This window comes from Bacteroides oleiciplenus YIT 12058 (assembly GCF_000315485.1).
GTDB classification, from domain to species: Bacteria; Bacteroidota; Bacteroidia; order Bacteroidales; family Bacteroidaceae; genus Bacteroides; species Bacteroides oleiciplenus.
Genome location: NZ_JH992946.1, coordinates 201,431 through 225,380, shown reverse-complemented (window position 1 = coordinate 225,380; position 23,950 = coordinate 201,431). Strand labels below are relative to the sequence as shown.

Annotated in this window: 19 protein-coding genes; 8 read left to right on the top strand and 11 right to left on the bottom strand. The window is 44.6% G+C overall.

All coding sequences use genetic code 11. The features are described from left to right. Positions 1–85: 85 nt before the first annotated feature. Together HMPREF9447_RS25385 and HMPREF9447_RS25380 are read left to right on the top strand one after the other, a co-directional pair. Positions 86–3,511: a TonB-dependent receptor gene (locus HMPREF9447_RS25385; RefSeq protein WP_009132527.1), complete on the top strand. Its 3,426-nt coding sequence runs from the start codon at positions 86–88 to the stop codon at positions 3,509–3,511. A gap of 12 nt (positions 3,512–3,523) precedes the next feature. After that, on the top strand, positions 3,524–5,149 hold the full coding sequence (locus HMPREF9447_RS25380; RefSeq protein ID WP_009132526.1) for a SusD/RagB family nutrient-binding outer membrane lipoprotein: 1,626 nt from the start codon (positions 3,524–3,526) through the stop codon (positions 5,147–5,149). Between the two features lie 312 nt (positions 5,150–5,461). Here HMPREF9447_RS25380 and buk read toward each other — a convergent pair whose 3' ends face one another. Both buk and HMPREF9447_RS25370 read right to left on the bottom strand, forming a co-directional pair. Beyond that, on the bottom strand, positions 5,462–6,544 hold the full coding sequence (gene buk, locus HMPREF9447_RS25375) for a butyrate kinase (RefSeq protein WP_009132525.1): 1,083 nt from the start codon (positions 6,542–6,544) through the stop codon (positions 5,462–5,464). Between the two features lie 18 nt (positions 6,545–6,562). Beyond that, positions 6,563–7,480 carry a phosphate acyltransferase gene (locus HMPREF9447_RS25370; protein WP_009132524.1) on the bottom strand — a complete coding sequence of 306 codons (918 nt, stop codon included), beginning with the start codon at positions 7,478–7,480 and terminating at the stop codon, positions 6,563–6,565. Positions 7,481–7,699: 219 nt separating this feature from the next. Here HMPREF9447_RS25370 and HMPREF9447_RS25365 point away from each other — a divergent pair, with 219 nt between their 5' ends. Genes HMPREF9447_RS25365 through HMPREF9447_RS25355 form a run of 3 tightly spaced genes read left to right on the top strand, consistent with a single transcriptional unit; the run spans position 7,700 to position 10,111 of the window. Then, a complete protein-coding gene (locus tag HMPREF9447_RS25365) occupies positions 7,700–8,662 on the top strand; it encodes a S66 peptidase family protein (protein WP_009132523.1) in 963 nt (320 codons plus the stop codon). Beyond that, positions 8,659–9,654 carry a M28 family peptidase gene (locus HMPREF9447_RS25360; protein ID WP_009132522.1) on the top strand — a complete coding sequence of 332 codons (996 nt, stop codon included), beginning with the start codon at positions 8,659–8,661 and terminating at the stop codon, positions 9,652–9,654. Before HMPREF9447_RS25365 ends, HMPREF9447_RS25360 begins: the two co-directional genes overlap by 4 nt. Positions 9,655–9,685: 31 nt before the next feature. Next, the gene (locus HMPREF9447_RS25355) at positions 9,686–10,111 is read left to right on the top strand and encodes a SufE family protein (protein WP_009132521.1); all 426 of its coding nucleotides are present in this window, start codon (positions 9,686–9,688) and stop codon (positions 10,109–10,111) included. Positions 10,112–10,181: 70 nt separating this feature from the next. On the opposite strand, the gene HMPREF9447_RS25350 is transcribed toward HMPREF9447_RS25355, so the two are convergent. The 8 genes from HMPREF9447_RS25350 to HMPREF9447_RS25315 all read right to left on the bottom strand — a co-directional run bounded on the left by HMPREF9447_RS25350 (position 10,182) and on the right by HMPREF9447_RS25315 (position 18,427). Further along, positions 10,182–10,388: a helix-turn-helix domain-containing protein gene (locus tag HMPREF9447_RS25350; RefSeq protein WP_009132520.1), complete on the bottom strand. Its 207-nt coding sequence runs from the start codon at positions 10,386–10,388 to the stop codon at positions 10,182–10,184. 27 nt (positions 10,389–10,415) lie between these two features. Then, positions 10,416–11,045 carry a DUF2975 domain-containing protein gene (locus HMPREF9447_RS25345; protein WP_009132519.1) on the bottom strand — a complete coding sequence of 210 codons (630 nt, stop codon included), beginning with the start codon at positions 11,043–11,045 and terminating at the stop codon, positions 10,416–10,418. A gap of 13 nt (positions 11,046–11,058) precedes the next feature. Beyond that, positions 11,059–11,715, bottom strand: coding sequence for a DUF2975 domain-containing protein (locus HMPREF9447_RS25340; protein WP_009132518.1), 657 nt, complete (start codon positions 11,713–11,715; stop codon positions 11,059–11,061). Next, positions 11,712–12,491, bottom strand: a complete 780-nt coding sequence (locus HMPREF9447_RS25335; protein WP_009132517.1) for a CPBP family intramembrane glutamic endopeptidase — start codon at positions 12,489–12,491, stop codon at positions 11,712–11,714. The genes HMPREF9447_RS25340 and HMPREF9447_RS25335 overlap by 4 nt, the downstream gene beginning before the upstream one ends. A 298-nt stretch (positions 12,492–12,789) precedes the next feature. Further along, positions 12,790–13,707, bottom strand: coding sequence for a bifunctional riboflavin kinase/FAD synthetase (locus tag HMPREF9447_RS25330; RefSeq protein WP_009132515.1), 918 nt, complete (start codon positions 13,705–13,707; stop codon positions 12,790–12,792). Between the two features lie 45 nt (positions 13,708–13,752). Then, on the bottom strand, positions 13,753–14,370 hold the full coding sequence (locus tag HMPREF9447_RS25325; protein WP_009132514.1) for an HAD family hydrolase: 618 nt from the start codon (positions 14,368–14,370) through the stop codon (positions 13,753–13,755). 2 nt (positions 14,371–14,372) lie between these two features. Continuing rightward, entirely contained in the window at positions 14,373–17,057 is a 2,685-nt protein-coding gene (locus HMPREF9447_RS25320; RefSeq protein WP_009132513.1) for a calcium-translocating P-type ATPase, PMCA-type, read from the bottom strand. 74 nt (positions 17,058–17,131) lie between these two features. Continuing rightward, positions 17,132–18,427, bottom strand: a complete 1,296-nt coding sequence (locus HMPREF9447_RS25315; RefSeq protein ID WP_009132512.1) for a PAS domain-containing sensor histidine kinase — start codon at positions 18,425–18,427, stop codon at positions 17,132–17,134. A gap of 113 nt (positions 18,428–18,540) precedes the next feature. Between HMPREF9447_RS25315 and rd the strand changes: the two genes are divergently transcribed. After that, on the top strand, positions 18,541–18,702 hold the full coding sequence (rd, locus tag HMPREF9447_RS25310) for a rubredoxin (RefSeq protein ID WP_009132511.1): 162 nt from the start codon (positions 18,541–18,543) through the stop codon (positions 18,700–18,702). Here the strand turns inward: rd and HMPREF9447_RS25305 are convergent. After that, a complete protein-coding gene (locus HMPREF9447_RS25305) occupies positions 18,699–20,396 on the bottom strand; it encodes a Na/Pi cotransporter family protein (RefSeq protein WP_009132510.1) in 1,698 nt (565 codons plus the stop codon). The genes rd and HMPREF9447_RS25305 overlap by 4 nt on opposite strands. Positions 20,397–20,477: 81 nt before the next feature. On the opposite strand from HMPREF9447_RS25305, the gene HMPREF9447_RS25300 reads away from it, so the two are divergent. Together HMPREF9447_RS25300 and HMPREF9447_RS25295 are read left to right on the top strand one after the other, a co-directional pair. Further along, positions 20,478–22,151, top strand: a complete 1,674-nt coding sequence (locus HMPREF9447_RS25300) for a nucleoside kinase (RefSeq protein WP_009132509.1) — start codon at positions 20,478–20,480, stop codon at positions 22,149–22,151. A gap of 257 nt (positions 22,152–22,408) precedes the next feature. Beyond that, positions 22,409–23,914 (top strand): sensor histidine kinase, encoded by a 1,506-nt coding sequence (locus HMPREF9447_RS25295; protein WP_009132508.1) that lies wholly within the window; start codon positions 22,409–22,411, stop codon positions 23,912–23,914. Positions 23,915–23,950 lie beyond the last annotated feature (36 nt).

Below are 23,950 nucleotides of genomic sequence, written 5' to 3'. Positions count from 1 at the left end.
ATCGGAAAGTACCCCCATACTTTCCGATCCGAAACAGTCAAAAATCGACCTTAATCAATTTATTAACTTAACACATTACAAAGATATGAGAAAAATTTCTTTGAATGGGCTTTTTTGCCCAAAAAGTTTAGTATTTAAGCAAATATTACGAACTATGAAGATCACACTATTCCTTCTCTTGTTTGTAACGTTCCAAGCGTACAGTAGTAGTAGCTACTCTCAGAATGCTAAAATCAGCATCCCCCGCTCTGAGTTGCGAGTAAGCGAAATCCTCGATAAAATCGAGGCTCAGACTGAGTATTTGTTTGTCTACAATAAGAAGAGTGTGGACGTGCGCCGCACCGTAAATGTAGATGCAGACAACCAGCCCGTGTCCGAAGTTTTGGACGAAATATTCAATGGTACGGACATCAGATATGTAATGGAAGGCAAGAACATCGTGCTGACCAAACAAAATGAAACTGCAACTGAAGTCATCACCGCCGTACAACAGGAAAACAAACCTGTGAAAGGTATTGTGACCGACATGCAAGGTGAACCGATTATCGGTGCCAATGTGGTAGAGAAAGGTACTACAAACGGTGTTATCACCAATATTGACGGTGAATTTACACTGAATGTACCTGCTGATGCCACGCTGGTTATCAGCTATATCGGATACCAGCCAGTAAGCGTTGCCCTGAATGGTCAGACTACTATCAACGTGCAGATGCAGGAAGAAGCGCTGTCACTGGAAACGGTAGTAGTAACCGCCATGGGTATCAAGAAAAAAGCCGCTTCATTGACTTACTCTACCCAGCAAGTGGGTGGCGACGAACTGACACGCGCCAAAGACCCGAATATGATTAATGCATTGGCCGGAAAAACCGCTGGTGTATCCATTACACGCAACTCTTCCGGTTTAGGTGGTTCTGCCAAGGTTTCTATCCGTGGTATTCGTTCTGCCAATGCCGACGGTAATAACCAGCCATTATATGTCATTGACGGGGTGCCTATGCTGAATAATACATCAGAACAAGCCTTTTCCGCCATGGGTGGCAATAATGATACCGGTAACCGCGACTCCGGTGACGGTATCTCCAACCTCAACCCGGACGACATTGAAAGCATGAGCATCCTGAAAGGTGCTTCCGCCGCCGCTCTTTACGGTTCGCAAGCCGCCAATGGCGTAATCCTTATCACTACCAAGAAAGGAAAAGCCGGCATGCAACGCATCACCTTCTCTTCCAACCTCACTGTTGACCATGCCATCAGCCTGCCCGAATTCCAAAACAGATATGGCGCCAGTGGCGAAACCAGTTGGGGTGATGAAAACGCAAGTATGAAAGCTTATGACAATGTGGGCGACTATTTCAGGAACGGAGTAACTGCCACAAACTCTTTGTCCATCACAGCAGGAAAAGAGAAGATGCAAACTTACTTCTCTTATGCCAACACCACTGCCAGTGGCATTGTTGATGTAAACAAACTTCAGAAGCACAACATCACTTTCCGCGAAACAGCCTCCCTCTTCAACGAACGCTTGACACTGGATGCCAACGTGAACCTGATGACCCAAAAAATAAAGAACCGCCCTACTTCCGGTGGTTACTATATGAATCCATTGGTAGGTCTATATTCCTTCCCACGTGGCGAAGACATGAGTGTTTACCGCGACAACAACGGCTTCGAAAAATATGATGACAACAGAGCTATGCCCTTACAGAACTGGTATACAGACATCAGTGGTTTCACTCAGAACCCTTATTGGCTAAACAACAGAGTTACCAGCAACGACAAACGCTTCCGCACAATGGCTTCATTGAGCGCCAACCTGAAGGTAAACGACTGGTTCACCATCCAGGCACGCGGCAATGTAGATTATATCAACGATAATTACGACCAGAAGATGTACGCCGGCACAGCAGCCGATGTGGCTCATGAAAACGGACGTTACATCAAGCTGAACCGTCAGGAATTCATGATGTACGGCGATGTAATGGCAATGTTCAACAAAACCTGGAACGACTGGTCACTGAATGCAGCCCTTGGTAGCAGCATCAACACTACGAAAGTGAACTCACTAAGCCTCGATTCCGGAAAATCCGGCTTGTACAAAGCAAACGTATTTACAGTTGCCAATATGAATTTGGGCGGCGCCGGCACTTCTTTCATCGACGAACTGAACGACCAAAGACGCACCATCCAATCCCTCTTTGCAACAGCACAAATCGGTTGGAAAGAAAGTCTTTATTTAGACCTGACCGCCCGTAACGACTGGTCGTCTACACTGGCCAACACGAAAAGCGAAGGTTCCGGTTTCTTCTACCCCTCAGTAGGTGTATCTTGGATTTTGAACCAGACACTTAACCTCCCGTCATGGATCAGTTTCGGTAAAGTCCGTGCATCTTGGGCACAAGTAGGTAACGACCTTCCCATCGGCATCACCAGCCCGGCACAAACTATTGCAGCCGGTGGCGTAGTCAATCCCATCGACTATTACTTTGCCGAAGACCTGAAACCGGAAATCAGTACCTCTATCGAATTTGGTACCGAATGGAGATTCTTCAACAGTCGTTTGGATTTTGACTTCACGTTCTATCGCACCGATACCAAAAACCAGTTGATCCGGGTGAACACTCCTGCCGAAAAGCGCCGTTTCCGTTGGATTAATGCAGGTAAGATTCGCAACACCGGTATTGAAATCACCGTAGGAGCCACTCCGCTGATGAACGACAATTTCCGTTGGAAAACTCAGTTCAACTTTGCTACCAATAAGAATGAGATTGTATCTTTGGGTGGAACCCCCAGCTTCCAGTATGCTTCCGGCAACGTAAGTATGCCTTATAAGATGATGGTTGTAGAAGGTGGTTCATTGGGCGACATCTACGGTAACGTATTTGTACGTGATGAAAGCGGCAAGATTCTTTTGGAACCGGCAACAGATAAAGATGGCAATGAGAACAAAAAAGCCGGCCTGCCGCAGGTAACCACTGATAAGGCTGCCAAGATTGGTAACTTCAATCCCGACTGGACTCTTGGCTGGAGCAATACTCTGACTTACAAAGGTTTCTCACTTTACTTCCTGATTGATACCCGCATGGGCGGAGACGTGATTTCACTGACGCAAGCCGGTCTGGATTATGCAGGTGTAAGCAAAGTAACCGGTGATGCACGCGCAGCAAAGCGCTATATGCTGGAAGGACAGGAAATCAAGAACGTAAAAGGTTTCTATCAAATGGTAGGTGACCGCGGTAACGGTACCACGGAATTCTATAGATACGATGGAACTAACATCCGCTTGCGCGAGTTGTCATTAGGCTACTCCTTCCCACAACAGATGCTCGAAAAAACAGGATTCATCAAAGGTGTAGACCTCTCACTGGTGGCCCGCAATCTGTTCTTCATCTACAAAGATGCCCCGTTCGACCCGGATGCAACGATGTCCGTAGGTAATGATAACCAAGGTTTGGATACCTATGGTATGCCTTCAACGAGAAACATTGGATTCAATATTAAACTCACTTTCTAATACCTGAACGATATGAATAAGATAAAATATACAGCCGTACTACTCTTGGGTGGACTTTTAAGTCTTTCATCCTGCACCGATAATTTTGCAGAATTCAACGATACAAAAGGAGCTTATACAGACGATTTACAGAAATATGACAACCAGACCAACCTGGTGCCTTTCTCTACCATCCAAAAAGGTATCATCTACCAGACGGGTGTAGAAGGAACCGACTGGCAATATCAAGTGATACAAAACCTGGTAGCCGATATGTATGGCGGATTCTTCCACGACATGAATGGTGCGTTCAATCAGAATAACTCTACTTACAGCCTGAACAATGGTTGGACAAGCGCCATGTGGACCTATTCCTATGGTAACGTTATGCCTTCCATCGCTGATTCCGAAGAGTTGAATACAGCCGAAGACTGGCCCTTGTATCACGCTCTTACCAAAGTGTTGAAAGTAGCTCTCCTACATCGTGTAAGCGACTATTATGGCCCTATCCTTTATGACGGTTTCGGCACTGCCGCACAAACTCCCCAGTCCCAGCAGGAAGTTTACAAACGTTTCTTCGAAGACTTGGCAACAGCTATCAATATTCTGAAGGATTATAAAGGCGGCGTATCTTTTGAAAGCGCTGACTTCATGATGCCGGAAGGCAAACGCACGCCTGCACAATGGTTGAAGTTTGCCAACTCTCTCCGCTTGCGTCTGGCTATGCGTGTATCCAATGTGGACCCCACCTTAGCCAAAGAACAAGTTCAGGCCGCATTAGACGCACAGAATGGCGGTGTATTGGAAACATCTAACGAAACAGTAGGCCAATATGGAATCCGCAACCCGCTGGGGGGTGTTTCCGGTTGGGGCGAAGTATTTATGAACGCCAGTCTGGAGTCTTTCCTGAAAGGATATAACGACCCGCGTTTGAAGTCCTACTTTAATGCCGCGCAAGATGGTAGAGACAATGATGGCAACATCACGCAGACCGTGGCCGGCGTGAAACAACTGACCAGTATCGAAGGCAAATTTAAAGGTGTACGCCAGGGAACAGGCGTAGGAGACAACCGCTACTCCACCCACTCACGAACCACCATCACCACCAGCAGCAAGATTATAGTAATGGCTGCTGCCGAGATATGGTTCCTCCGCGCAGAAGCCGCCTTAAGAGGCTTTACCTCTGAAGACGTGGAGAGTTGCTACAAACAAGGCGTCACTACTTCCTTTGCACAATGGGATGCCAGTGGTGTAAGCGAATATCTGGAAAGTGAAAACACCCCGGCTGATTATGTAGATACATTCGATAAGAACTTTGACGCCAAAGCAACTACCAGCATCACTCCGAAATGGGATAATGCTGCCGATAATGAAACAAAACTGGAAAGAATCATCACCCAAAAGTGGCTGGCTATCTATCCCGAAGGTTGCGAAGCTTGGGCAGAACAACGCCGTACCGGCTATCCGAAACTCTTCAAAGTAGTAGTAAATAACAGTAGTAACACCATCAGTACAGATGACATGATTCGCCGTGTATTCTTTAACCAGGACTATATCACGAGCAACAAGCCGTTGTATGATGCATTGGTTAGCAAGTTAGGCGGTCAAGATACCGGCGGTACCCGTCTTTGGTGGGACACAGGAAAGAACAATTTTTAAAATAAAACCAAGGTATAGAATTTTGATTAGTGGTGTTTTCTCCGTATTAGTTACGAGGGAAAGAAGATTGGAAGGAGTAAAGTCATTTGGGGGGCTTTACTCCTTTTTTATCAGCGTATTACATTTACCAACCATTTACCGCAGAATGTAAAAGCATTTACCACCGTATGTAACGACCTTTACCACCTATTGTAACGCTCTTTACCTCGGCATGTAACAACCTTTACCTCGGCATGTAAATGAGGTTACCATTTGGGGTAAACAAAATCTTCATGGAATACAACAATCGTCGGGCTTATATCCCTTTAGTTATTACTTATAAACTTGTATCGGCAACTCCCCCCGCAACGCTCCCAAAACATTCACCGCAAGTGCCTCCAATTCATCTTCCCCGGGATATACATGCACCGGAGCAAGGAAAGAAACCCGTTCCTTCAAACGGGAAATGACATAATCGGAATGAGCAATCCCCCCCGTCAGCAGAATTGCATCTACTTTGCCGTAAAGCACAACAGCAGCGGCACCCACACTTTTGGCAACCTGATAAATCATAGCATTCAGTACCAGTTCCGCTTTCTTATCTCCAGCTTCTATGGATTTGATAATGGCAGGTATATCAGTAGTGCCCAGATGTGCCGCCAAACCGGCATGACCGGAAATACGTTTCTTCAGTTCATCTTTTCTGAAACGATGGGAATAACAAAGGTCAATCAACGGACCGGCAGGCAACGTCCCCGCCCGCTCAGGAGAAAAAGGACCTTCCCCGTCGAGGGCATTGTTCACGTCGATGGCACACCCGTGGTTATGGGTACCGACGGAGATGCCACCCCCCAAATGACAGATTATCAAGTTCAAGTCTTCGTAATGAACCGGATGATCGGGAGAAGCAGCCGTCAGTTCGGCAGCATAACGGCGGGCAATGGCTCGCTGGTTCAGCGCATGCCAGATGGTGATGCGCGGCATCAGGGGCGAACCTGTGATGCGGGCTATCTCATCCAGTTCATCCACTACACCGGGATCGGCTATGAAGGCACGGCAACCGGGAAGCAATGCCGCCAGTTCGGCAGCAATGAGACACCCCAAGTTACAGGCATGACTGCGCATGGCATGAGCAATGTCGTCCAGCATGGCATCATTCACCTCGTATACTCCGCCCGGAATGGGTTTCAACAATCCTCCACGCCCCACAATGGCATCAAATTCAAAAGGAATGCCATTCTCCTTCAGGGCTTCTATCACCAGATTCTTGCGAAACTCAAACTGATCGATGACACGCGGAAAGTGCGAAAGCTCCTCTACCGAATGACGGATGTTACGCACCAGAAGCGGAGTAGTGTCTTCGTATACTGCAATCTTCGTTGAAGTAGAACCGGGATTGATAGCGAGGATTTTCATAGTTGGAGGGTTTTGAAATTAAAGTTGTTCTTTACATGTCAGGCATGCCATAGCAATACTGTAATACTTAGACAAACCGGAATCGCTGCGCGAAGGCAGCACCACCGGACAAACAGGACCTTGCAACAAGCCTGCCATATCAGCATGAGCAAACAGGGAAACAGCCTTATAAAAAGCATTGGCCGATTCTATATTAGGGAATATCAGCACGTCCGCTTCTCCATTGATGGGAGATGCAATGCCCTTAATGTCACCACTTGTTTTCTCGCAGGAAGTCTTCACATCCAACGGACCGTCAATTATCACATCTCCGAACTCTCCGGCCTCCGCCAACTCCACAATATTGACATAATCTAACGAATGAGGGAATTTGGCGCTTACCTTCTCCGTGCAGTGGATAAGCGAAATGCGGGGTTGTTCGATACCGAAATGGCGACAGGTATGTATGGCATACCAAATCATTTCTATGCGTTGCTGCAAAGTGGGACGCGGAATAACGGCAGCATCCGAGAAGAACAGCAGCTTATCATACGTAGGAATCTGCATCACAGCCAGGTGGGTGAGTATTTTGCCTTTGGGCAACAAACCTTTTTCCTTGTCGAGAATAGCACGCAAGAGGTTATCGGTATTGATAATCCCCTTCATCAGAATGTCTGCCCCACCCTCACGGACAATGCGGACAGCTTCGCGCGCCGCCTCATCAGAATCCTCGATATGCACAGTCTTGACATATTGAGGATATTTCTTCAATGTGGGATATTTTTCCAGAATGGCAGAGTCGCCAATCATCAAGAATTCGGCAATCCCCTCTTCCAAAGAGCGGGCAATGGCGTATTCCGTATTGGGATCATTGGCACAGACTACTGCAATACGTTTCCTCTTGTTCAAGGATTTCAAGTGCGAGGTCAGTTGATCAAAACTTCGAATAGGTTCCATAACGTTAGATTTTTAGCAAATATCAGAAAAAATGTCGAGAAATACAGCATGATACGCCCGAAAATTTCAGACGACATATATCAATTTGACATTACCGACCACTTTTTCCGACTTACCGGCTCTCTCTTATTTAACATCTCTTGTGTGCGTTTTGCTTAATCTGATGTCAGAATTGAGTTATTTTGTGTACTTTTGTCCCCATACACAACATGTAGAATTATGAGCAGCCTTATTTTTCCGCCATACGTACAAAAAGGTGATCGCGTCATCATCCTTTCTCCTTCCAGTAAAATAGACAAGTCTTTCTTGAAAGGAGCTAAAAAGCGTTTAAAGTCCTGGGGACTGGACGCCGTGATGGCGAAACATGCCGGAAGTTCAAACGGAACTTATGCAGGCAGTATCAGGCAGCGTGTGGAGGACTTACAGGATGCTCTGGACGATGATAAAGCGAAAGTTATTTTGTGTAGCCGTGGCGGATATGGAGCAGTACACTTATTAGGAAAGCTGGATTTTACGCGTTTTCGTGAACATCCCAAATGGTTAATTGGTTTCAGTGATATCACCGCATTGCACAACGTGCTTCAACAGAGTGGTTTCGCCTCTCTTCATGCCCCGATGGCCCGCCACTTGACGGTGGAAGCCGAAGACGACTTCTGTACATCGGCACTTAAGGATATCCTGTTCGGACATTTCAATTCTGAGACGGCGGAAGCAGTACTAACTTCAGAGAACAGTTTCAGTTACATCTGTCCGGGACATAAGCTGAACCACAAAGGGGTTGGCAACGGCATTCTGCGAGGTGGCAATCTATCCGTGTTTTATGGGTTGCGAGGCACACCGTATGATATTCCCGCAGAAGGAACAATTCTTTTTATAGAAGATGTAGGCGAACGTCCGCACGCGGTGGAGCGTATGATTTATAATCTGAAACTGGGCGGTGTATTAGAAAAGCTCTCCGGTCTCATCATCGGACAGTTCACAGAATATGAAGAAACCAAATCTCTGGGCAAAGAGTTATACGGAGCTATTGCCGACCTGGTGAAAGAATACGATTATCCTGTCTGCTTTAACTTCCCGGTGGGGCACGTTACGATGAATCTGCCCATGATAAACGGGGCGGCAGTAACCCTGGAAACCGGAAAAAAAGAAGTGAAACTAAGTTTTAATTTAGATAAAGAATGAAACGGAATTATACTCTCATCCCTTTATGCCTGGTATTGCTTGCATTCATAGCATGCAGCAACAATACCAAGAAGGCAAGCGACGACACTGAAGCAACAACTAAAAACGCCGTCAATGTTCCACAGTTCAATGCAGACAGTGCTTACCAGTATGTGAAAGCACAGGTTGACTTCGGTCCACGCGTTCCCAATACGAAAGCACATGTGGATTGTGGCAATTATCTGGCAAATAAACTGACTGAATTTGGTGCAAAGGTTACTAACCAATATGTAGACTTACCTGCCTATACCGGTACATTACTAAAAGCCCGGAATATTATCGGCTCCTACAAACCGGATACGAAAAAACGTATCGTCCTTTTTTCGCATTGGGACAGCCGTCCGTGGGCAGATGCTGACCCGGACGCTAAAAAGCATTATACTCCTATTTTAGGTGCCAATGACGGTGCCAGCGGTGTAGGAGTATTATTGGAAATAGCACGTCATTTGCAGAAACAGTTGCCGGAAATGGGTATCGATATTGTTTTTGTAGATGCCGAAGATTATGGAACGCATCAGGCTTACAACGGCCCGCATAAAGAGGAATACTGGGGACTCGGTTCACAGTATTGGGCACGTAACCCGCATGTGCAGGGATATAATGCACGCTTTGGTATACTGCTGGACATGGTAGGGGGCAAGAATGCAGAATTCCGTTATGAAGGTTTGTCTCATGAAGTAGCTCCCAATGTCAATGAGAAAGTCTGGAAAACAGCCAATGCTTTAGGTTTTGGACGCCATTTTGTACAGAAAAAAGGCGGTTTCGTGACCGATGACCATACGTTCATCAACAAGTACGCCAAAATTCCAACCATTGATATCGTTCCTTATTATCCAGAAGGTGATTTCTTTGAGCACTGGCATACTGTGAAAGATGATATGGATGCCATTGATAAGGCTACATTGCAAGCAGTAGGACAGACGGTAATGCAAGTGATTTACAGCGAGAAATAATTCATAAATCAAAAATCATAAATCAAGAAGTATGAGTATCAACGAAGCACAAGACGAAGTGATTGCGGAATTCAGCGACTTTGACGACTGGATGGACCGCTATCAGCTCCTCATAGATTTAGGAAACGAGCAGGAACCGCTCGACGAAAAATATAAAACGGAACAGAATCTGATAGAAGGTTGCCAAAGCCGCGTATGGCTGCAAGCTGACGAAGAGGATGGAAAAATTATCTTCAAAGCTGAAAGCGACGCTTTAATTGTAAAAGGTATCATTTCGTTGCTGATGAAAGTTCTTTCCGGGCATACACCAGACGAAATTCTGAATGCTGATCTTTATTTCATCGATAAGATAGGGTTGAAAGAACATCTTTCGCCTACCCGTAGTAATGGTTTGCTGTCTATGGTGAAGCAGATGCGGATGTATGCGCTTGCTTTCAAAGCGAGAAAAGGTAATTAGTGATTAATGGTTAGTGATTAGTGATTAACCGCTGGCAAAGCGCAGCCTGCTAATCACTAATCACTAACCACTAATCACTATCTACGTATTCCAGAATATCTCCCGGTTGGCAATCCAGAATTTTACAAATAGCTTCCAGTGTAGAAAAACGAATGGCTTTTGCCTTTCCCGTTTTCAGAATAGATAAATTAGCAGGTGTAATGTCCACCTTTTCGGCCAGTTCTCCCAAAGATATCTTTCGCCGAGCCATCATTATATCAAGGTTTACTATAATCATATAAATCATTTTTTATCAAGGTTAGGATTAAATAGTCAGGTCTTGCTCTTCTTTCATCTTCACACCTACGGCAAATATTTCGGTGAAAAGAACAATAACCATCAATGATACCCAATCTGCCGACATACTAAAACCTTTTATTTCATACCCAGGCAGACTCACTTGTTTCACCACTTCAATATAATTCAGCCATTCCATCAACGCATTCAAGATGCTAAAGGCTAATAAAGAATAAGTGAATACACGCATTCTCACCACATTGTCATGAGTAAACACATTGCGCTTCGATATGGAAATTAAAACCCTTATCAAGCAATAAATTCCGGCAAGAATAGCCAAAGCAGCAAATGCACCAAAGCAAAACACAATACTACTCCAGGTCGACGGAACAATAGCCACACTTACTTTATCTATTTTGTAGGGAAGATTCTCATTCATTATACTATTGTGCAATGAGTCCAAATTGGTAGTTTCCAAAGGTCTCACCTCCACAGGAACAGCTTCGGGGGTATATAAGGACGGACTTTCCGCACGGGCACTTTTACATCCTGCCAGAAAGCTGTCACGTTCTTCTTGCCAGCCGGCAGTAAAAGAGATTACAAAATCTCCTACAATCACCAGCATCGCTAATATTCCCAATATTCTAAATTTTTTCATAATCGTATTTCATTTAAATCGTCAAATCCTGTTCTTCTTTCATTCTCAATCCGATAGCAAACACTTCCGCCACAATCAAGGCAGAAAGTCCCAATACCAACGAAGTGATATGCACCATGTCTGCCATACTCAACGAATAGCCTGTCACAGAAAATACTTTTCCCACATTATAGAAACTCAGAAATGCAGTAAAAAAAGTGCATGCAAAACTAATAATAAGCAATACCCCTAAACGCCTGAGCCGCCGGACATTCTTCCAATTGAATATATCGGATTTATTGATCGATACAATAAGACGGATAAAGAGCACCACAGCCCAGACAATGGCGACATAGTCTGCAATAAGGATCAGAAAAGAAATGATTCTCGATAAGACACTCGGCTGGGTATTCACACTGACAATCATTTGTCCGTAAGCAGCAGGTACATATTCACCGGATTTCTCATTGTAAACGGAATCAATCAGAATTGCACCACCCAAATCTTTAGGCACTAACTGCACGACTTGCAAATTAGTCATCTCTTCCCTTTCTTTCACATCAATCTTAGAATCAAAGCCTTTTTCAATACCGGCTTTAATTCCCATACCTACATAATAGGTGGTTTCTAAAACCGAATAACCCAGCACAAACAATACGATCACGCAAAGAATATTCAATCTCCTTTTCATACTTTAGTAGTTGTATTAGATAATTTATAAGTGTTCATCATTCTCCAGGAAAGCATAAACAATAGTACGGAAAGTACCAGGCTAATCGTGTATGCCGGCTCTCCAATTAAATCGGAAGTATAGTCCACATCCGGAAACTTTAAACTAAGATAAACAGAAAGACAGTTATTCATGATGTGAATCAGGATACAAGGTATCAAACTGTGTGTCTTATAATAAATCCATGCAAGGACAAAGCCAATCAATGTAGCTCCTACAATCTGCGCCGGATTCATGTGGAAAATGCCAAACAGCAAGCCGGATATTAAAATAGCTACCACCGGACTGTATTTCTTCAACAAGACTTTAGTAATTGCTCCCCTGAACAATAATTCTTCAAGAATGGGCCCCAGTATCCCCACACAGAGAATACCCAGCCACCCGGACTGTAAAACATCAAAAGTGTCACTCAAAAAGTTCGGGAGGAACGTGAGATGAGACATCAGGAAATCAATCATAAAAATCATGGAAATACCCATTATGGCGCTCCAGAACAAATAGGTTGCAGATACAGGTGAATACAATTGTTTATCACCGGTCAGATAGCCTTGCCACCACAAATAAATCACCATAAATACAAACCCTGCTAATAAGGCGGGAGCCAAAACAAAATCATTCGCCCTTTCTATGCTACCATATTTAATATGCGCATAAATCATAGCAAATGGCCCCACTGCCAACCCACCGAGAATTTGCATCGCCAAGTAAATAAGAACCAGTTTTATTGCCGTTTTCATCGTTGTCTTTCTCTAAAAAGTCTGCAAAGATACTATTTTCTCTTTCAAACCGTCAAACTGCAGCTCCTATACCGCAAAGAACAGCCATCAACATGGAAAGGGAAATCACCAACAAAGAGATACTCATAAATGCCTTTTTCATAATCATCAACCTTTATACGTTTTGTTATTCAATAATAATTTATCGTTTTTCGATATGCAAATAAAAGGGGATTTTTTGAAACAAACAAGTAAAACAGAAAATATTTATCGAAAAACAATAAAATAAGCATGTTTTTCGATAATGATGCAGAAAATATTAAAGATAACGGGAAGCATCCTCAGCATCCTTATGAAGCTGAGCGATAAGTTCGTCTATGGAATCGAACTTCAATTCGGGACGCAGGTAGCGGACAAAAGAAAGACGAATGTGCTGTTCGTATATGTCCGAATGGAAATTAAAGATATTCACTTCAATGCTACGGTCGGTGCCATTAGCCATTGTAGGACGGTAGCCGATACTAAGCATACCACCATAAGTCTGCCCCGCAACAGTGACACGGACAGCATATACCCCATCGGAAGGAACCAATTTATCAGGATTGTCTACCCGAAGGTTAGCGGTGGGGAAACCTATTTTACGTCCGACACGATAGCCGCTTACCACCGGACCGTTCAAAAAGTAATTATATCCCAGACAAGCCGCCGCTTCCGAAACATTACCTTCCAATAGCAGTTGGCGGATGACAGAGGAACTTACCGCAGTCTCCTTATTGATATATGCACGGGCAAGAATAACTTCTATTCCCAGTTCTTGCCCATAGCGCACATAGTCATCAAAACCTTCGCTACGGTTGTGTCCGAAACGATGGTCGTAGCCTATGACAAGAGCACATATGTTATAATGATTACGGAGGAAAAGCATAAATTCCCGTGCCGACAATATAGCAATTTCAGGAGTAAAGTCAAGCACCATGCAGTAGTCCAAACCGGTTTCGGCAAGTAAGGAAACCTTTTCTTCATATGTAGTCAGCAGTTCAGGTTGATACTCCGGCTGCACAACTTTGCGCGGATGCACCGGAAAAGTCACCACTCCCGAAGCAAAACCGCACGCAGAAGCTACTTCGCGCACCTGCTCTATCAGGTAGCGATGCCCAAGATGTACTCCATCAAAAAAACCGATGGTGGCAACACAAGGCTGGGGAAGCACTTCCGCTATGTTACGAAGCAACTGCATTTTAATTCTCAACTTTCAATTCTCAACTCTCCACTTCCCTAACTCTCAACTAAACAAATGGCTCCAATCTTCGCATGCTTTCGGCGTATAGGTAGAAATTCCCAAAGTTTCTGCAACACGACAGTTCTCAGTGGAATCATCTATAAAGAAAGTTTCTTTGGGGTCTATACCTGTTTCATCCAGTAATCTCTGGAAAATAGCCACATCAGGCTTTGCCATCTTCATTTCATAAGAGAGGAAGATTCTCTCAAAGTAATCCTCCACCCGGAAGGCCTTATAGTGGAAAGCGTGTTTGCACGACCACTTCCAGTGAATATCATTGGTATTGCTCAACAAATAAACAACGTACTTCTCACGCAGTTTCAACAACAAATCCAACTTATAGGTAGGAATACCTCCCAAAAAACTATTCCATGCAGCATCTATACGGGCATCAGTCACTACCTTCCCTATTTGTTCACGAATCGCATTCCGGAACTCTGCACTGGTAATCAGTCCTTTTTCATGTTGCAAGAAAAAACCTTGCTGATGACAAACATCAAGCATAGCCTCCACATTGGGCAAGCCTAACTTTGCGAAATTCTCAATACAACGCTGGCGGTCCAGGTCAATCAATACGCCGCCAAAATCAATAATAAGGTTTTTAATTCCTTTTTCTTTCATTTCTATTTCTGTGTTAAACGCCGGATGAAACGCATCGCCTCACCTACCCAAAGCACCAGTGAAGAAGAGGCAATAATGATCAGCCATGTGATTAAATCAAGCGGTTCGGTACGGAATACAGCACCACCGAACTGTACAATAAGGAATTGTCCCACCAAAATGGCAAGCACAATCAGCTCCATACCATACGATTTGGAAATCCCCTTGAAAGCCGAGTCTGTAGTACCAAACACGCGGGCATTGAAAAGGTTCCAGAATTGAAGCATTACAAAGAATGTGAAGAATATGGTCAAACGTTGCACAGTCATGCCGCCCTCGGCATGATTAAACCAATACAACATACCCATAAGTACAACCAAGAAAATAACTCCTGTTCCCAAAATAGATGAACGCATTGCCTTGGATATAATAAAATCGCTGCTACTGCGTGGTTTCTCTTTCATCACACTCTCACTGGGAGGAATGGATGCCAGTGCCAGAGCGGCAAACGTATCCATAATAAGATTTACCCAAAGCATTTGAGTCACCGTTAGCGGTAATTCCGTACCAATCAGCGAGCCAAGCAACACAATGAGCAAGGCTACAAAATTAATGGTTAGCTGAAAGACTATGAAGCGCTGAATATTCTTATACAGCGAACGTCCCCACATCACCGCAGTACCGATACTGTTGAAGGAGTCGTCCAACAGGGTTATGTCACTGGCCTCTTTAGCAACGGAAGTTCCCGTACCCATAGAAAGGCCTACCTGCGCATGATTCAGCGCGGGAGCATCATTCGTTCCGTCTCCCGTCACCGCTACAACTGCACCTTTCTGCTGCAATAATTGCACCAGACGTTGCTTATCCGTAGGACGTGCACGAGACATAATCTTTAAATCCATTACACGGTCGAGTGCCTCCTCATCCGTCAGCTCGGCAAAGGCAGCGCCTGTTATGCGATTGCGTTCCGTATCTTCCGGTTTCCACAAGCCTATCTGGCGTGCTATTTCAGTAGCCGTACCCGGTGTGTCTCCCGTCACAATTTTGATATCGATGCCGGCTGACTGACATTTTTCAACAGCCGCAGGTACATCCTGACGAATAGGGTCGCTGATGGCAACTACACCAAGGAATGACAAATCATGGTCGGCAACCAGCTCTACACTATCTCTCGTATCTGTATCTTCCACTATTTTAAAAGCAAAGCCGAGGGTACGCATAGCCATATTCTGATAACCCAGCAATTGCTTTTCCACTGTAGAACGATATTCCACAGCATCCACCCGTTTGCCATCCAAAATGACATCCTTACATTTGCCAAGAACTATTTCGGGAGCCCCTTTCACATATAGCACTTTCTTGCCTATCAAAGGAGATTTTACTAACGTAGCCATGAACTTCCGTTCGGTAGAGAAAGTCAACTGGTCTATAACCGAAGCATTCTCACGCAATTCCAAATAATCGCGGTTCCGGCTATTCAACCACAAGAGCAAAGCTACTTCCGTAGGATTTCCCACTCCTTTGGGTTTTTCACCTTCCGCCATCTCTTCCAGAAAAGCTGTAGAATTAGTGCTGATACCTTCTACTACTAATTTGCTGATATCATCATCGCCAACTTCTCCACCATCTTTCAGACCATAGAAACTCGGTTCGTAAACCTGCATCAGATTCTGGGTTAGTGTACCCGTCTTATCCGTACAAATCACGGTGATAGCACCCATCGTCTCACAAGCATGCATCTTACGCACCAGGTTATTAGTAGAAAGCATACGGCGCATATTCAAAGCAAGGCTCAGCGTCACGCTCATCGGCAACCCTTCGGGAACAGCCACTACAATCAGAGTCACTGCCATCATGAAGTATTGCAGAGTGGATTTCAATGCCGGAAGCCAGTCGTCGAAAGTCTGGAAAGAGGAAAAATCATAGTGCAACAATACATCTTTGATAAAAAAGATGGCAAATGCCAATCCGGCTACAGAAAAACCTATTTTTCCAATCAGATTAGCGAGTTTGGTGAGTTGTATATTCAGAGGAGTAGGCTCCGTGCTCTGCTCCGTACTCTGGCGCGCTACTTTACCGATTTCCGTATCATCACCCACGCAGAGCACACGCATGGTTCCGTGCCCGTCTACTACCGTCGTGCCGCGCAGCACCTTGTTGGAGGCATATGTAGCCTCTTCATCGAAATCCGCCTCCACCGTAGTTTTATTTATTACAGGTTCACCGGTTAGATTCGACTCATTTATTTGTAAAGAGATAGCTTCCAGCAATTCGCCGTCAGCAGGAATTTCCTCTCCAGTCTCCAATACAATAATATCTCCTACCACCACATCCTTTCGGGGAATCTCCTGTACACGACCATTACGAATCACCTTCACCAAAGTTTCCTCATTCACCGCATTCAGCAGGTCGAACTTCTTATTGGCATCGTACTCAAAATAGAAGCCGATACCCGTAGCCAGCAAAATGGCAGCAATGATACCGATGGTTTCAGCATATTCATTCTCTATAACAGAAATTATCAGAGAGAATATAGCTGCAACCAGCAACACCCTGACCACAGGGTCTTCAAACTTTTCAAGATATAGTTTCCACAGGGAGGGACGCTTGGGAGGCGTTAACAGATTGACTCCGTATTTTTCGCGGCTTTGTCTTACCTCGTCGTCAGTAAGTCCGCCATGATAAAAATCATCTTTTGTTGCAGTCATGCAATTTATTAGGTTTGATTAAGAGGCGCAAAATTACAATATTAATTTGGGATAGCGAATGTTATTAAATCTTTTTATAAGTTTGTCTTACCCTCTATCTCTGTTCCCTGTTTTCGGGTTGTCTGTCCGTTGAGAGGCAGAGTAAACCAGAAAGTAGACCCCTTGCCATATTCCGACTCTACGCCAATCTTTCCGCCCAGTTTACGAACTATCATCTCACAGATAGAAAGTCCCAGTCCGGTACCCTTTTTGTGTTGTTCCACTCTCACAAAACGTTCAAAGATATGGCCTACCTTATCTGCCGGAATACCACCTCCGGTATCTTTTACATAAAAGTAAAGCCCATCGGCACACGCTTTATATCCTAATGTAATGCTGCCTTCATCTGTAAACTTCACAGCATTCGTCATAAAATTGGCAATCACCTGCATCAGGCGGTTCCTGTCGGTATACAAAATACAATCCTCCGGCGGTGTTTCTCTGATAACCTGAATAACGGCAGCTTTCTCTCCCAGTCTCATACGGGACAACTGTTCCATATCTGACATCAACTGATTGACATCCACTTCCGAGAAAGTAAATTCCAAAGTGCCTGCCTCTATTTTGGAAAGGTCAAGAATATCGGCTATCAATTGTTGCAACATATCATTATTGGAGTGAACGATTTCCAGAAACTGTGTCTTCTCCTCTTCCGTTCCGGCGGAAGCCAGCAATTCGGAGAAGCCGACAATAGCATTCAACGGGGTACGTATCTCATGGCTCATGTTAGCAAGGAAAGCCGATTTGGAACGGTCTGCATTCTCTGCTTTCTCACGAGCCTTCAGCAATTCTCCTTCCGCCCTTTTCAAACGGGTAATATCATGCACAGTGATTACCATGCCCTCTTTATCATCTATCGTCATGTACTCACCGGATACGTAAGTTTCACACTCGGCTACATCTCCTCTTCTATCCCGTATATTGAGCACAGCTTCCAAATCGGTAAAACTGCTTTTATTCTGAAAAGTCTCTTCTATCTTATTACGGATAGGACAATCCTTACAAAGCTCATGCGTGCCACAACCACCAACAGCAGACAACGCATTATTACAACGCAATAAATCTCCCACACGCGCCAACCTACCTTCCGGCCTATGCGCTTTGGTAATATCATAATAATTAGTCCGGGAAACGATAAAATTACGGTCTATCAAAAGAATGAATGCATGTACATTTTGCATAATAGATCGGAAGAGTTCTTCCGAACTGCGCAAGGCTTTCTTAGCATTTCCTGCTTTGAGCAATAATCGCCTGCTCCTACCGAGTTCAAGCACATAAAGCACCAGTACTCCTACCAGTACCAACATACCGGTTAGAATTAGTATCGTCATAAAGAGTTCATTTACAATAAAGATGGAACAAATATATCTCTTTCAGATTAGAACAGAAAACAAAACAGGAGGAATTATTGTTATTTATAAAGAAAACCTAAAATAATAATCTTATGGACAAGTACATTTGCACCGTTTGCGAATATGTTTATGACCCTGAATTGGGCGATCCTGAAAACGGCATAGAGCCGGGAACATCGTTTGAAGACCTTCCTGATGATTGGGTTTGCCCCTTATGCGGAGTCGGAAAAGAAGAATTTGAGAAAGCGTCCTAAGACGCTTTCTTTTCTTTTATATCACTGCTTGCCTCTACTACATTCACCACATAATCGCCCAACTTTTCACATTCGGCAATGATATCCATATAGTAAACGCCCATCTGATAATCATATTCCTTGTTGTTGACATCCAGAATATTCTGATTCTTCAGTTGGTTGCGGTAATTATTTATTTCATTCTCAATATTAAACGACTTATTCACGTCGATACTCTGATGTTCAGAACGTTCCACTACGACAATCATCTGAGCCAGCGCATCATCCGTCAGTTTCATCATAAAGTGAATATGGTCATATTGTTTTTCCGTAAAGTCCTGATTGGTCTGGCGCTTGCGGTTGATAGTACGCGCGAGGTTATAACAACTATCGCCGATACTTTCAATCTCCGTTACTTCACGCAACATGGCACGTATCTGAAGCTTACTTTCCGAACTTAACCGTCCCTCTGATACCTGATTCAGATAGTTAGCAATCTCCAACTCCATATTGTCACTGATATTCTCGTACTTCTCAATCCGGCTGAACAGCTTATTATAGTCATCATCTTTCTCCGTATGAAGCAAATCCTGCACCATGTTGAACATGCGATGAGTACGTTCGGCAAACAGATGTATCTCCTTGTGCGCCTGCAAAATGGAAAGCTCCGCCGTAGAAAGCATACCGCCGGATATGAAGCGCAAACGATATTCTTCGTCAACTTCCTTCTGCGGAATAATGGCGCAAACGGTACGTTCTATAAGCTTCACGAACCAAATAAGTATCAGCACGTTGCAGATATTGAAACAAGTGTGGAATGCCGACAACTTGAATGATACTGCCACAGCAGGGTCTTTTGTTCCCATTACATTTTCTACAAACCAGGATACGGCACTCGTAAACGGAGAGAACAGGCAAAGCACCCAAATAACACCGAAGACATTGAATACTAAGTGAGCCAATGCAGCCCTCCTCGCCTGCGTGTTACCGGTCAATGCGGCAAGATTGGCAGTAATGGTGGTACCGATATTCTCACCCAGCACCAACGCTGCCCCCAATTCAAAGCTGATCCATCCGTTGGCACACATGATAAGTGTGATAGCCATCGTTGCTGCCGATGCCTGTACAACCATAGTCAAAATCGTACCGATAAACACGAATAGCAGAATGGAAATATATCCCATATCCGTATAGCTTTGCACAAAAGCCAGCATTTCGGGATTTGCTTTCAGGTCCGGTGCATTGGACTGCAACATGGAAAGCCCCATAAAAAGGAAAGAGAAACCAAATATAAATTCACCGATAGACTTACGATGACTTTTTTGAGAGAAGAGAAGAGGAATGCCGAAAGCAAGAAGAGGAAGTGCGAAAGCAGCGATATCAACTTTAAATCCTAACGCCGAAATAATCCATGCCGTAACGGTAGTACCGATATTGGCTCCCATAATTACCCCGATGGATTGGGACAAGGTCAGCAGACCGGCGTTTACGAAGCTCACTACCATAACGGTAGTTGCAGAAGAGGATTGAATCAGTGCCGTAATCAGCACACCCGTCAGCACTCCGGTCACCCGGTTGGTAGTCATTGCCGTCAGAATTTTCCGGAGCCTGTCACCGGCGAACTTTTGGAGTCCTTCACTCATTATCTTCATTCCGTACAGGAATAATGCCAGTGAGCCAAGCAGCTTTAAAAAATCATAAAAAGAATATTCCATCTTTAATTAATTAGAAGGTTTTATGCCACATCTGTTATTATATCTATATTTAACGTATTAATCACCTAAAAAGGAGACGTCATGAAACACATGTTACAAATTTGTTGCAAAAATAATAATATTTCTAAAGAATTCCCTATCGGGAGTTCACTTTTGGATATTTATTACGGTTTTAATCTTAATTTTCCCTATCAAGTAGTCAGCGCAAAAGTCAATAACCGCTCCGAAGGACTGAACTTCAGGGTATATAATAATAAAGATGTAGAATTTCTCGATATACGCGATTCCTCCGGTTTGCGAACGTACGTGCGCAGCCTCTGTTTTGTATTATATAAAGCTGTCAGCGAATTGTTTCCGGATGGGAAGCTGTTTGTAGAACATCCTGTATCCAAAGGCTATTTCTGCAACCTGCGCATCGGACGCACTATCACGCTGGAAGATGTGTCCGCCATCAAAAAACGCATGCAGGAAATTATAGACCAAAACATCACGTATCGCCGCACGGAATGCCATACTTCTGAGGCTGTACGCATTTTCAATGAGCGGGGGATGACGGACAAGGTGAAATTGCTGGAAACTTCCGGCTCCATCTATACCTACTATTATTCATTGGGCGACACTATTGATTATTATTATGGCAACCTGTTGCCCAGCACCGGCTTTATCTGGCTGTTCGACATCGTGAAATATTACGATGGCCTGTTGCTACGCATTCCCAACAAGGCAAATCCCAGCGTATTAGAGGAAGTTGTGAAGCAGGAGAAGATGCTCGATGTCTTTAAGGAACACCTGCGCTGGAACTATATCATGGGATTAAGCAACGTAGGCGATTTCAATCTCGCCTGCGAAGAAGGGCATGCCACCGATTTAATCAATGTGGCCGAAGCACTTCAGGAAAAAAAGATAGCCCAGATTGCCGATGATATATACAACCGGGGCGAAAACGGTAACCGGGTGAAGCTGGTTCTCATCTCCGGTCCATCTTCTTCGGGTAAAACCACTTTCAGCAAGCGCCTCTCCGTGCAATTGATGACAAACGGATTGCGCCCCTACCCCATTGCGCTGGATAATTACTTTGTGAACCGCGAAGACACCCCTAAAGATGCCAATGGTGATTATGATTACGAATCACTCTATGCACTCGATCTCAAAAAGTTTGAAGAAGACCTGCAAGCCTTGTTGAGAGGCGAAGAGATAGACTTGCCGAGCTTCAACTTCAGTACCGGACAACGGGAATACAAAGGCGACAAACTGAAGATTGACGAGCATACCATCCTCATTCTGGAAGGCATTCATGCACTGAACCCTGAACTCACTCCGCAGATACCTGCCGCGAACAAATACAAAATCTATGTGTCCGCCCTGACTACCATTTCTCTGGATGACCATAACTGGATTCCCACAACGGACAACCGTTTGCTGCGCCGCATTATCCGCGACTTCAACTATCGTGGCTACTCGGCACGCGAAACCATTTCACGCTGGCCCAGTGTGCGCGCCGGAGAAGATAAATGGATTTTCCCCTATCAGGAAAACGCCGATGTAATGTTCAACTCCGCATTGCTATTTGAATTTGCCGTGTTGCGCTGCCATGCCGAACCGATACTGACTAGTGTACCACGCAACTGTCCGGAATATGCCGAAGCATACCGGTTGCTGAAATTCATCAAATACTTTACCCCGGTACAGGATAAAGAAATCCCGCCGACCTCACTTCTGCGTGAGTTCCTGGGAGGAAGCAGTTTCAAATACTAATCCCGTACATCCGCCGTACCTGCTCCGTACTTGCTCCGTACTTGCTCCGTAGCTGCTCCGTACTCTATAGATACGGAGATAACACGGACTTGGTACGGAGCAGATACGGAGATAATACGGAGATAACACGGACCAGGATATAAATTCACTCACCACTATCACCATAAAAATGGGATAAGCAAAGATTTTTAGGCGCTTTTCTTGTACAACCTACAGAAGAATGTCTTAACTTTGTGAGCAAATAAAATGAATCAAATATGAGAAAGATAATTACCGTACTCTTCTTAGCTGCTTTCTGCATCTGTAGTCAAGCCTATTCGCAAAACCGTGCCGATGAGCAAATGAAACAAGCGCAAGAAAATCTTGCCAAAAAGGAATATATCAAGGCACGTTACTTATTTTTACAAGCATATAACGCCTTTTCCTCTCAGGGGAATTATGACAAGGCAGTAGAGTGCGGCGTCAATGCCAGCGCCCTCTACCATCGGGAGAATTATTATAAGGAAGCCTTCGAACTGCTGCGCGGCGCCGAGCTATTGGTGACTGACGGTGAACAAAAAAGCGGTAAAACCATGCCCGCCCTGCGTTTCCGCATCAATAAGGAACGCCTGCAAATGTACATCAACCTAAAGAACCCCGCCCGTGCCAAAGAGCAACTGGCTAAGTTGGAGGAGACTGCCAAGGCATCCCGCAACGATTCTTTGAATAATGACTTGCTCTATACTCAGGCAAATTACTATTACACTTTCGGCATGAATTCACAGGGGGATGCCTACATCAACCGCCTGATAGGCCAATATAAGGAACAAAAGAACTATGCCAAGGTAGACGAATCTTATAAAACCCTCATCGACATCGCCCGCAAAGCAAACAATGCCGGACTGGTGGCACGTACTTATGATAAATACATCCTTTGGACTGATTCCGTAAAGGCCCTCACTGCTCAGGATGAACTGAATGTACTGAAACGGAAATATGAGGAAAGCCAGGCAACCATTCAGGATAAGGATGACTCACTGAGCGCCAAGCAATATATCATCATCGGACTTTGCGTACTGGCAGCTATTCTTGCCGCCGCATTGGTAGTGGCAGGCATCGTATTGCTACGCTTTGTCCTCCTCACCCGGAAACAGAAGAAAGCCATTCAGATAGCTAATGAGCACAATGAGCTCAAAACCAAGTTTATCCAGAATATCTCCGGACAAATGGAGCCGACACTGAATACGCTGGATGCAACCCAACCGGGTGTACGCGCATTGAAAGGCTTTGCTGAACATATTCAGGAGCTCTCCGAACTGGAGAGTACACTTTCTGAAGCTTATGAAATGCGTGAAATCAACATCAATACCTTCTGCGAAAGCGTAATGGATAAAATAAAAGCTGGTTTGAAGCCGGATATAACCACCACCGTCAATGCTCCGAAGCTTAGTGTCAAGACTAATCCGGAGCAACTTGAACGCATCCTGCTCCATCTACTGAACAATGCAGCTGAATTCACTCCGGAAGGTGGAAAAATCTGGTTGGATTTCAAGAAACGCGGTGCGCATACTCATCAATTCATTATTAGCGACACAGGAAGTGGCATTCCCGCAGAAGAACAGGAAAATCTGTTCAAACCTTTCACCGAAGTGAAAGACCTTACGCAAGGTGACGGTTTAGGATTGCCTATTTGCTCCCTGATTGCTACCAAAATGAATGGTAGTTTGACGTTGGATAGTAGTTATACCAAAGGCTGCCGCTTCGTATTGGAGTTGCATACCTAAATTCCACTTCCACATCTTTTACAGTTTCCTTTTATT

Coding starts and splice junctions, on each gene's coding strand:
- HMPREF9447_RS25385 (WP_009132527.1), top strand. CDS start 86: ATGAGAAAAATTTCTTTGAATGGGCTTTTTTGCCCAAAAAGTTTAGTA.
- HMPREF9447_RS25380 (WP_009132526.1), top strand. CDS start 3,524: ATGAATAAGATAAAATATACAGCCGTACTACTCTTGGGTGGACTTTTA.
- buk (WP_009132525.1), bottom strand. CDS start 6,544: ATGAAAATCCTCGCTATCAATCCCGGTTCTACTTCAACGAAGATTGCA.
- HMPREF9447_RS25370 (WP_009132524.1), bottom strand. CDS start 7,480: ATGGAACCTATTCGAAGTTTTGATCAACTGACCTCGCACTTGAAATCC.
- HMPREF9447_RS25365 (WP_009132523.1), top strand. CDS start 7,700: ATGAGCAGCCTTATTTTTCCGCCATACGTACAAAAAGGTGATCGCGTC.
- HMPREF9447_RS25360 (WP_009132522.1), top strand. CDS start 8,659: ATGAAACGGAATTATACTCTCATCCCTTTATGCCTGGTATTGCTTGCA.
- HMPREF9447_RS25355 (WP_009132521.1), top strand. CDS start 9,686: ATGAGTATCAACGAAGCACAAGACGAAGTGATTGCGGAATTCAGCGAC.
- HMPREF9447_RS25350 (WP_009132520.1), bottom strand. CDS start 10,388: ATGATTATAGTAAACCTTGATATAATGATGGCTCGGCGAAAGATATCT.
- HMPREF9447_RS25345 (WP_009132519.1), bottom strand. CDS start 11,045: ATGAAAAAATTTAGAATATTGGGAATATTAGCGATGCTGGTGATTGTA.
- HMPREF9447_RS25340 (WP_009132518.1), bottom strand. CDS start 11,715: ATGAAAAGGAGATTGAATATTCTTTGCGTGATCGTATTGTTTGTGCTG.
- HMPREF9447_RS25335 (WP_009132517.1), bottom strand. CDS start 12,491: ATGAAAACGGCAATAAAACTGGTTCTTATTTACTTGGCGATGCAAATT.
- HMPREF9447_RS25330 (WP_009132515.1), bottom strand. CDS start 13,707: ATGCAGTTGCTTCGTAACATAGCGGAAGTGCTTCCCCAGCCTTGTGTT.
- HMPREF9447_RS25325 (WP_009132514.1), bottom strand. CDS start 14,370: ATGAAAGAAAAAGGAATTAAAAACCTTATTATTGATTTTGGCGGCGTA.
- HMPREF9447_RS25320 (WP_009132513.1), bottom strand. CDS start 17,057: ATGACTGCAACAAAAGATGATTTTTATCATGGCGGACTTACTGACGAC.
- HMPREF9447_RS25315 (WP_009132512.1), bottom strand. CDS start 18,427: ATGACGATACTAATTCTAACCGGTATGTTGGTACTGGTAGGAGTACTG.
- rd (WP_009132511.1), top strand. CDS start 18,541: ATGGACAAGTACATTTGCACCGTTTGCGAATATGTTTATGACCCTGAA.
- HMPREF9447_RS25305 (WP_009132510.1), bottom strand. CDS start 20,396: ATGGAATATTCTTTTTATGATTTTTTAAAGCTGCTTGGCTCACTGGCA.
- HMPREF9447_RS25300 (WP_009132509.1), top strand. CDS start 20,478: ATGAAACACATGTTACAAATTTGTTGCAAAAATAATAATATTTCTAAA.
- HMPREF9447_RS25295 (WP_009132508.1), top strand. CDS start 22,409: ATGAGAAAGATAATTACCGTACTCTTCTTAGCTGCTTTCTGCATCTGT.